At 74.5% G+C, this 8455-nt stretch carries 6 protein-coding genes; 3 read left to right on the top strand and 3 right to left on the bottom strand.

The features are described 5' to 3' along the window. Together EDM22_RS19045 and EDM22_RS19040 are read right to left on the bottom strand one after the other, a co-directional pair. Positions 1 to 2521, bottom strand: a 2521-nt coding sequence (locus EDM22_RS19045; protein ID WP_245989563.1) for an ATP-dependent helicase, incomplete at its 3' end; no start/stop codon positions are given. Then, on the bottom strand, positions 2518 to 5619 hold the full coding sequence (locus EDM22_RS19040; RefSeq protein ID WP_122938671.1) for a UrvD/REP family ATP-dependent DNA helicase: 3102 nt from the start codon (positions 5617 to 5619) through the stop codon (positions 2518 to 2520). The genes EDM22_RS19045 and EDM22_RS19040, both read right to left, overlap by 4 nt. A 92-nt stretch (positions 5620 to 5711) precedes the next feature. On the opposite strand from EDM22_RS19040, the gene EDM22_RS19035 reads away from it, so the two are divergent. Next, a complete protein-coding gene (locus EDM22_RS19035; RefSeq protein WP_122938670.1) occupies positions 5712 to 5936 on the top strand; it encodes a DUF3107 domain-containing protein in 225 nt (74 codons plus the stop codon). Then, a complete protein-coding gene (locus EDM22_RS19030) occupies positions 5936 to 6247 on the top strand; it encodes a hypothetical protein (RefSeq protein ID WP_122938669.1) in 312 nt (103 codons plus the stop codon). The genes EDM22_RS19035 and EDM22_RS19030 overlap by 1 nt, the downstream gene beginning before the upstream one ends. A 68-nt stretch (positions 6248 to 6315) precedes the next feature. Here the strand turns inward: EDM22_RS19030 and EDM22_RS19025 are convergent, their stop codons facing one another. Continuing rightward, positions 6316 to 7032, bottom strand: a complete 717-nt coding sequence (locus EDM22_RS19025; RefSeq protein ID WP_122938667.1) for a ferritin-like fold-containing protein — start codon at positions 7030 to 7032, stop codon at positions 6316 to 6318. A 131-nt stretch (positions 7033 to 7163) separates the two neighbouring features. Between EDM22_RS19025 and EDM22_RS19020 the strand changes: the two genes are divergently transcribed. After that, a partial coding sequence (locus tag EDM22_RS19020) for a DEAD/DEAH box helicase (RefSeq protein ID WP_138708144.1) occupies positions 7164 to 8455 on the top strand: 1292 nt, incomplete at its 3' end.

Below are 8455 nucleotides of genomic sequence, written 5' to 3'. Positions count from 1 at the left end.
CGCTCGGGCGCAGGGCGGCGTCGCGCACCGCCGACGCCGCGCGCTCGACGGCGGTGCGGCGCGACCCGAGCGGCTCGAGCGGCCAGCGGGGCCGGTCGGCCACGCCCGTGCGCGGGTTCTCGTCGTACTCGCGCGCGGTCGGGAGCACGGCGGGGTCGACGATGCCCGCGACCGCGAGTTCGCGAAGGAACGGGCTCGGCCCCCGCGGCGCCGTCTGGGTCGCCCACCACGAGCCGGTGAGCAGCAGCTCGCTGCGGGCCCGGGTGAGGCCCACGTAGGCGAGCCGACGCTCCTCCTGGGCGTGCCGCTCCCGGTTCTCGGACGCGAAGGCGGTGGCCGCGTCGTCGAACTCGGCCTGGCTCTGCACCCCGCGCCACATGAGCTCGGGCAGCTCGTCGCGGTCGCCTCGGAAGTCGTTGGGCAGTTCCCCGAACGCGAGCCATCCGCGGTTCGACCGCGGCTTGGACGGCAGCTCGTCCTCCACCATGCGCGGCATCGCGACCACGTCCCATTCGAGCCCCTTCGACCCGTGGATCGACAGCACCTGCACGGCGCCGGGCTCGGGATCGTCGAGGCGCGGCGAGAGCCGGTCGCGCTGCTCCGCCTCGGTGAGCCACCCGAGGAACGCCCCCAGCGTGGGGTGCTCGGCCATGTCGACGAACCCGGCGAGGAGCCCGTCGAAGGTCTCGAGGCTCGGGCCGCCGAGCGGCTGCCCGGGGTTGGCTGCGACCTCGATGTCGAGCAGGAGCTCCTGCTGCACGAGGCTCACGAAGTCCACGAGCGGCAGGCCGGCACGTCGGCGCAGCGCCTGCAGCTGCGCCCCCGCGCGGCGCATGCGGGCGAGCCCGATCTCGCTGAACCCGCGGAGTGCCGAGTGCGAGTCGGGTGCGGAGAGCAGGAAGTCGAGCGCATCGACGATCGAGGGCGACTCGTCGGGAGCGATCGACCCCCGCAGGCCCCTGCGAACCTCGTCGGCCAGGCGCTGCGACGAGAGGTCGCGGTCGGCGAGCCATCGGGCGAGGCCGCCCAGCGCCGCGAGGTCGGCCGGACCGATGCGCCAGCGCGCACCGCCGAGCACGCGGAGCAGCTCGGACCCCGCGCTCGGGTCGTGCAGCACGCGCAGGGTGCAGACGAGGTCGGCGATCACCGGCTGGTCGAGCAGTCCGGCGACGCCGAGCACGTGCACGGGCACGCCCCGGTCGCGGAGCGCCTGCGTGAAGAGGTCGACGTGCGCGAAGGTGCGGCACAGCAGTGCGCCGCTGCGCTCGCCGCCGCGCATGCGGGTCGCGAACCAGTCGGCGACCAGGGCGGCCTCGTCGTCGATCGTCTCGCCCCACGCGACATCGAGCCGCCCGCCGCCGGCGAACGGCGACGGCGACAGCGGCGCCTTGGCGATGCCCGCGTCGAGCGGGCCGATGAGCACGTTGGCCGCGTCGAGCACGATCACCGGATTGCGCCAGCTCGTCGACAGGTCGTACGTGTCGGCGTCTCCGGCCGCGAAGTCGTCCGCGAAGCGGGCGAGGTTGGCGGCGCTCGCGCCGCGCCATCCGTAGATCGACTGGTCGGGGTCGCCGACGGCCATGACGGAGTGCCCGCCGAAGAGCGTCGCGAGCAGGCGTGTCTGCACGACGCTCGTGTCCTGGTACTCGTCGAGCAGCACGGTGCGCGAGCGGTCGCGGTGCTCTGCCGCGACCTCGGGATGCCGCATGCAGATCTCGAGCGCGAGCGCCACCTGGTCGCTGAACTCGATGTACCCCCGCTCGCGCTTGGCGCGGGCGTACGCGTCGGCGAGGTCGAGGAGCGGCGGCAGTGCCCCGACCACGCCGAGCGCGTCGGTGAAGCTCTGGAACGGGGTGCGCTTGCGCGGCGCCTCGATGGGCAGGCCCTCCATCGCGAGGAAGTCGCGGGCGAACGCGCGCACGTCGCGGCTGTCGGCCACGTTCTCGGCGAGCGCGCGGCTGAGGCCGAGCACGGCGCCGGTGACCCGGTCGAGCGACGCGTCGATCTCGACGAGCCGGGGGTCGGCGGATGCCGCGACGACGCCCCGCGCCAGCTGCCACGCCGAGGCCTCGCCGAGCACCGCGGCGTCGGGCTCACGGCCGATGCGCAGCGCATGCTCGCGGTAGATCGCGCCTGCGAACGCGTTGTAGGTGCCCACGGTGGCCGACTCGAGGGGGTCGAGGTCGAGGTCGGCGATGCCCTCGGCGACGAGCTGCGCGACCCGTTCGCGCACGCGGTCGGCGAGCTCGCCGGCCGCCTTGCGCGTGAACGTGAGCCCGAGCACCTCGGGCACGGCGACGTGGCCGTTGGCGAGGAGCCACACGACGCGGTTGGCCATGGTCTCGGTCTTGCCGCTGCCGGCGCCCGCCACGACGATGCACTGACGATGCGGGTCGGCCTCGATGACGGCGCGCTGCTCGCCGGTCGGGGCGTGGAGCCCGAGCCGGGCGGCGATCTCGTCGGCGCCGATGCGCACGTCGCGCACGTCGCGCACCTGGCGCGCACCGATCGTGCCGCTCACGCCGACACCGCCGGCACGAGGTGCACGCGGTACTGCCAGTCGCCGAAGCGCGACCGGGGCCCGAGCTCGGCGGGCCCGTCGAACTCCGCGCCCGCCATGATGCGGCCGACCGCGTCGAGCCGCTCGCGGAACGCCGCCTCCGCCGCGTCGTCGAAGGGCTGCTGGGCCCGCTCGGTGTACTGCAGGCCGCCGACCGGGCGTGCGACGAAGACGAGCTTCGCCCCGCCGGCGACGCCGCCCGTGGGCACCACCCCCCCGCGCGCGGCGAGCTGGTAGGCGGCGAGCTGCGGGTGCGCCGCGGTCTGCGCCGCGGTGGGCGGCGTGCGTCCCGTCTTCAGGTCGACGATCACCGTGGTGCCGTCGGGCGAGGCCTCCACCCGGTCGATCGTGCCGGTGATCCGCACGCGCCCGCTGACGATCGTGAACCGCCCCTCGGCGCCGAGGAGCACCTTGCCGTCGTCGGCGAAGTTGCGGAGGTAGTCGGCGGCGCCCTCGGTCATGCGGCGCGCGCCGCGCCGCTCGCGCTCCGCCACCCAGCCCGCCTCGAATCGCAGTTCGCGCCAGCGGCGCTCGACCGCTTCCCAGAGCGCCTCGACGTCGACCTCGCCGCTCGCCGCGGCCTCTTCGACCACGGCGTGCACGATCGTGCCGATCGACGCGGCGAGGCCCGACGGCGGTGCGGCGACGTGATCGACGAACCACCCGAGCGGCGACTCCTCGGCGCGGTCGATCTGCGACGGGGAGACCGGCACGAGCGCCTCGGGGTCGCCGTCGAGGTCGATGAGCGGCGCGGTCGTCGAGGGCAGCGCGAGGCCGTACCAGTCGTCGGGATGCGCACCGGGGATGCCGTGCTCGGCGAGGAGCGCCAGCGCCGCGGCCGCCTCGCCGGTCGGCGACGCGCTCGCCTCGCGGCGCAGCGCGCCCACGAGTCCCCGCAGGTGCAGCGGCCGGCGGCGCGGCGCACGCAGGCGGTCGGGCGCGTACGCCATGAGCATCGAGGGCTGCTCGTCGTCGGTCGCGGTGCAGCTCAGCACGAGCTGGCGGCGTGCCCGCGACGCGGCGAGGGCGAAGAGCCGCAGTTCGTCGGCCCGCACCGATGCGCGCGCCTCGGCGACGCTCTCGGGTGCGGGCACGGGCGCACCGGCGCGCACGGCACCGGCGACCCGCACGAGGTACTCGGTGTGCAGCAAGGTTCCGCGCGGGCGGAGGTTGGGCCACACGCCGTCCTGCAGTCGGGCGACGACCACGACGTCGAACTCCCGTCCGATGAGCGCCGCGGGCGTGCCGACGAAGACCGTCTCGGAGCTGCGCCGCGGAGCGAGCGAGTCCTCGGGCAGCGCGCTCGCGAGCACGTCGTCGACGAAGCGCCGCGCCGGGGCGTCGGGTTCGCGCTCGACGAAGCGCCGCGCGGCGGCGAACAGCGCGACCGCGGCGTCGAGCGCCCGGTTCGCCTCGTCGGCGAGCACGCCGGTGCCCGAGGACTGCGCCGTCCACTCCGCTGCGAGCCCGCTCCCCTCCCAGATCGCCCAGAGCACCTCCTCGACGGTGCCGCCCCGCTCGGCGACCCGCCGTGCCGCGTCGAGCACCTTCGCGAGCCGGCCGGCACGGCGGGCGGATGCCGCATCGATGGTCTCGAAGCCGCCGGCCACGCCGAGCGCCTCGACCAGGAGCTCGTCGGCGGTGCGCGTGCCGCCCGCGGCGAGCTCCTCGTGCCGCAGCGCGAGCCGGAGCCGGCGGAGGCCGACCCCGTCGAGCCGCCCGATGGGGCCGGTGAGGAGCGCCACCGCGTTCTCGGCCGAGAGCGGCTCGCGGCCGAGCGCGCACGAGGCCGCGGACAGCAGTGCGGCCGCCGCGGGGGCGTCGCGCAGCGCGGTGCGCGCAGCGCTGCCGGCGGTGGGCACGTCGGCGAGCGCGAGCCCTCGCTCGAACGCGGGCACGTCGCCGCCCGAGCGGAGCACGACCGCCATCGACGACCACGGCACCCCGTCGAGGAGGTGCCGCTCGCGCAGGAGCGCGGCGACCTGCTGCGCCTCGCCGGCGGGCGACGAGCCCTCGATGCCGAGGACGGGTGCGAGCGGATCGGTATCGGCGTCGTCGACGGCGGCCGGCACCGGGGCTCGGTGGGTGCCGCCGAGCGCGGTGCCGATGTGCGAGGTCACCGAGGCGAGCAGCGCGCGATGCTCGGCGCGTCCGCGGTGCGCGACGGGCAGCTCGATACGCCGCACGGGCGCCCCGTCGAGGGCCGACGAGAGCGAGCCCAGCAGCTCGGGGCGGCCGCCGCGGAAGCCGTTGCTCGCGACATCCGGATCGCCGACCGCGACGACCTCCACGCCCCGCGCCGCGAACGCCGCGAGCAGCGCGGCCGTGGCCTCGGTGGCCTCCTGCGCGTCGTCGACGACGATGAGCCGCAGGCCGGCGAACACCCCGAGCGCGGCGGCCGCGTCGGGGTCGTCGATGCTCGCGCGCACGATCGCCGCGGCGAAGACCCCGAGCTCGGCGGAATCGAACTGGGTCGGGCGCAGCTGCTCCTTGATGTCGAGGTACTCGGCGAGGAACTCGCCCGCCGCGATCCACTCGGGTCGCCCGGCGGCCCGCCCGAGCGCGCCGAGCGCCGCGGGGTCGAGGCGCTGCTCGACGGCGCGCATCATGAGCTCGCGCAGCTCGGCGCGGAACCCCCGGAGACGCCGCACGTCGGGGCCGAGGCCCTCGGGCCACGCGGGACCGTCGCCCTCGTCGATGGCCGCATCGATGAGCTCGCCGATGATCTGGTCGTGCTCCGCCCCCGTGAGCAGGGTGACCGCGGTGCGCAGCCGACCGCGCACGAGGTCGAACGCCACCGAGTTCGCCGTGCGGGCGATCGGCCCGCGCGTGGTGATGCCGAGCCGGAGTGCCAGGTCGTCTCGCAGGGCGGTGGCCGCCGCGCGGCTGGCGGCGAGCACGAGCACCTCGTCGCTCGCGAACCCGCCCCGCAGCACGCGCTCGGCGACGAGCTCGACGACGAGCCGCGTCTTGCCGGTGCCGGGGGCCCCGAAGACCGCCGCGTGGCCCCCTCCGTCGAGACCCAGGGCGGTGACGACGGATGACGCGGCTGCCTGCATGGCCCCACCGTAACCATGTCCGCCGACAGTGAACTCGCGCGGCTCGCCGACGCGCGTGTCGTAGGGTTTCAGCAAGGACAGAAAGGCGCACAGTGGACGTACGCATCGGCATCCAGAACTCCCCCCGCGAACTCTCCTTCGAGACGTCGCAGTCGGCTGCGGAGGTGGAGAAGGCGGTCGCAGCGGCGCTCGCCGGCCAGTCCGCCCTGCTGCGCCTGACCGACGCGAAGGGCACCGTCTACGTCGTGCCCGGCGCCGCGCTCGCGTACGTCGAGATCGGTTCGGAGGAGTCGCGCCGCATCGGGTTCGTCGGCTGATGGAGCTCCTCTTCGTCACGCTCGGCGGGGCGATCCTGGGCCTCGGCGCGCGCTATGCGATCCCCCGGCGGCACACGCACGGCGTCGTGCTGGTGCCCGCCGTCGGGGCAGCGGCATCCGCTGTGGTGTGGGTGGCGCTCACCTGGCTCGGCTGGGCGTGGGACGGCGGCTGGATCTGGGTCGCGGCCCTCGTCGCGGGCGGCGGCGCTGCTGCGCTCACCGCGTTGCTGCTCGGTCGTCGCCGCGAGCAGGCCGATCACGACCTCTTCGAGCGCCTCGCGCGTCCGGGTCGGGCCGCGACCGCTCGCTGAGCCGCCTCGCTCGTCACGGCGCCTCGCTCCGTCACGGCGCTGAGCGGCGTTCCCGTGGGGCGTGCGGCTCAGGCCGTGAGGCCGAGCGCGTCCATGCGTCGGGTGTGCGCGGCGATGAGCTCCGTGAAGACCGGCTCGACGTCGGCGCCGAGCGCGCCGCCCGACTCCGAGGCCCGCAGTGCCGAGCGCGCGATGAGCAGGGTGTCGCCCACGAGGCGACGCCCCCAGAGCGCGAGCCGGTCGTCGAGGGTCTCGTCGGCCGCGATCGCGGCGGCGAGCTGCTGCTCGATGACGACCGAGGCGCCGTTCTCGCCGAGGATGCCGCGCACCCGTGCGCCGAGCTCCGGCGGCAGCCCCGCGGCCAGCCGGGAGAAGTAGTCGTCGAGCATGCCCGACGTGATGTGGATGCCGAGCAGCAGCTCGTGCCAGTCGGCGCCGAGCGTCGCCAGGCGGAACCGGTCGGTGGCCGGCGCGAACGGCGCCATCACCTCGGCCGGCTCGGCGCCGAGGCGGCGCAGCTCGGCGATGAGCTCGTGGTGCTTGCGCAAGGCGACGCCCGCGGCCGAGCTCAAGCCCTCCTTGGAGGCGAGGTCGGGCGCCGTCGCCACGGCCTTCGCGAGGCTCTCGAAGAACTCCAGCTGGATGTACGCCGCCTGGCCGAGGAACGCGACCGGCTCGGGCACGATCTCGGTGAAGTCGATGCGCGTGAGTTCGGTCGGCGCGACCCGCGGTCGAAGCCGCGGGGATTCCGCACGCGGCACACGCCGCTTCGACCAGATCGCCACGGGGACAGCATATCCGGGTCTCCCAGCCGCACTCCGATAGGCTGGTGCATGTACGCGGGCGATGGATCCGCGGTCGTGCGCCTGTGGCAGAAGACGGGGCGCACCTTTCTTCTTTCACGACAGGCAGACCTTTGACCACTTTCACAGACCTCGGCATCGCGCCCGACATCGTCGACGCACTCGCCGGGAAGGGCATCGTCGATGCCTTCCCCATCCAGGAGCAGACCATCCCCCTCGCCCTCTCGGGCCAGGACATCATCGGCCAGGCGAAGACCGGCACGGGCAAGACCTTCGGGTTCGGCCTGCCCATCATCCAGCGCCTCGGCGACGACCCCGAGGGCGGCGTCAAGGTACTCGTCGTCGTGCCGACCCGCGAGCTCTGCGTGCAGGTGACCGAAGACCTCGAGCTCGCGGCATCCAACCGCCCCACCAAGATCGTGTCGATCTACGGCGGCAAGGCCTACGAGGGCCAGATCGAACAGCTCAAGGCCGGCGCGCAGATCGTCGTCGGCACCCCGGGCCGCCTCCTCGACCTCGCCTCGCAGCGGCTGCTCTCGCTCAAGAACGTCAGCGAGATGGTGCTCGACGAGGCCGACAAGATGCTCGACCTCGGCTTCCTCCCCGACATCGAGCGGATCATGGCGCAGACGCCGGCCACCCGGCACACCATGCTGTTCTCGGCCACGATGCCGGGGCCGATCGTGGCTCTCGCGCGCCGCTTCATGACGCGCCCCATCCACATCCGGGCGACCGACCCCGACGAGGGACTCACGCAGGCGAACATCAAGCACCTCGTCTACCGGGCGCACTCGCTCGACAAGGACGAGGTGATCTCCCGCATCCTCCAGGCCGAGGGCCGCGGCAAGACCGTCATCTTCACGCGCACGAAGCGCGCGGCGGCCAAGCTCGTCGAGGAGCTGAACGACCGCGGCTTCAACGCCGCCGCCGTGCACGGCGACCTGAACCAGGACCAGCGCGAGCGCGCGATGGCCGCGTTCAAGGCAGGCAAGAAAGATGTGCTCATCGCCACGGATGTCGCGGCCCGCGGCATCGACGTCGACGACGTGACGCACGTCATCAACCACACCATCCCCGACGACGACAAGGCGTACCTGCACCGCGTCGGCCGCACCGGCCGCGCGGGCAAGACGGGCATCGCGGTCACGTTCGTCGACTGGGACGACCTGCACAAGTGGGCGCTCATCAACCGTGCCCTCGAGTTCGGCCAGCCCGAGCCGACCGAGACGTACTCGTCGAGCCCGCACCTCTACAGCGACCTCGACATCCCAGCGGGCACCAAGGGCCGGCTGAAGCCCGCCGCGCCCACCGCCGCGCCCACGCGCTCCGCCACCGCGGGCCGCCACGAGGACACGCCCGCCGAGGGCGGCCGCGGCGAGCGCTCCTCGCGCCCGCGGTCCCGCAC

The organism is Agromyces tardus (assembly GCF_003710805.1).
Lineage (GTDB): Bacteria > Actinomycetota > Actinomycetes > Actinomycetales > Microbacteriaceae > Agromyces > Agromyces tardus.
Note: the sequence above shows the minus strand (reverse complement) of the source record. Positions and strands in the feature narration are given on the sequence as shown.

Excerpts from the sequence above, each read along its gene's own strand:
- EDM22_RS19040 (WP_122938671.1), bottom strand. The coding sequence starts at position 5,619 with ATGCAGGCAGCCGCGTCATCCGTCGTCACCGCCCTGGGTCTCGACGGA.
- EDM22_RS19030 (WP_122938669.1), top strand. The coding sequence starts at position 5,936 with ATGGAGCTCCTCTTCGTCACGCTCGGCGGGGCGATCCTGGGCCTCGGC.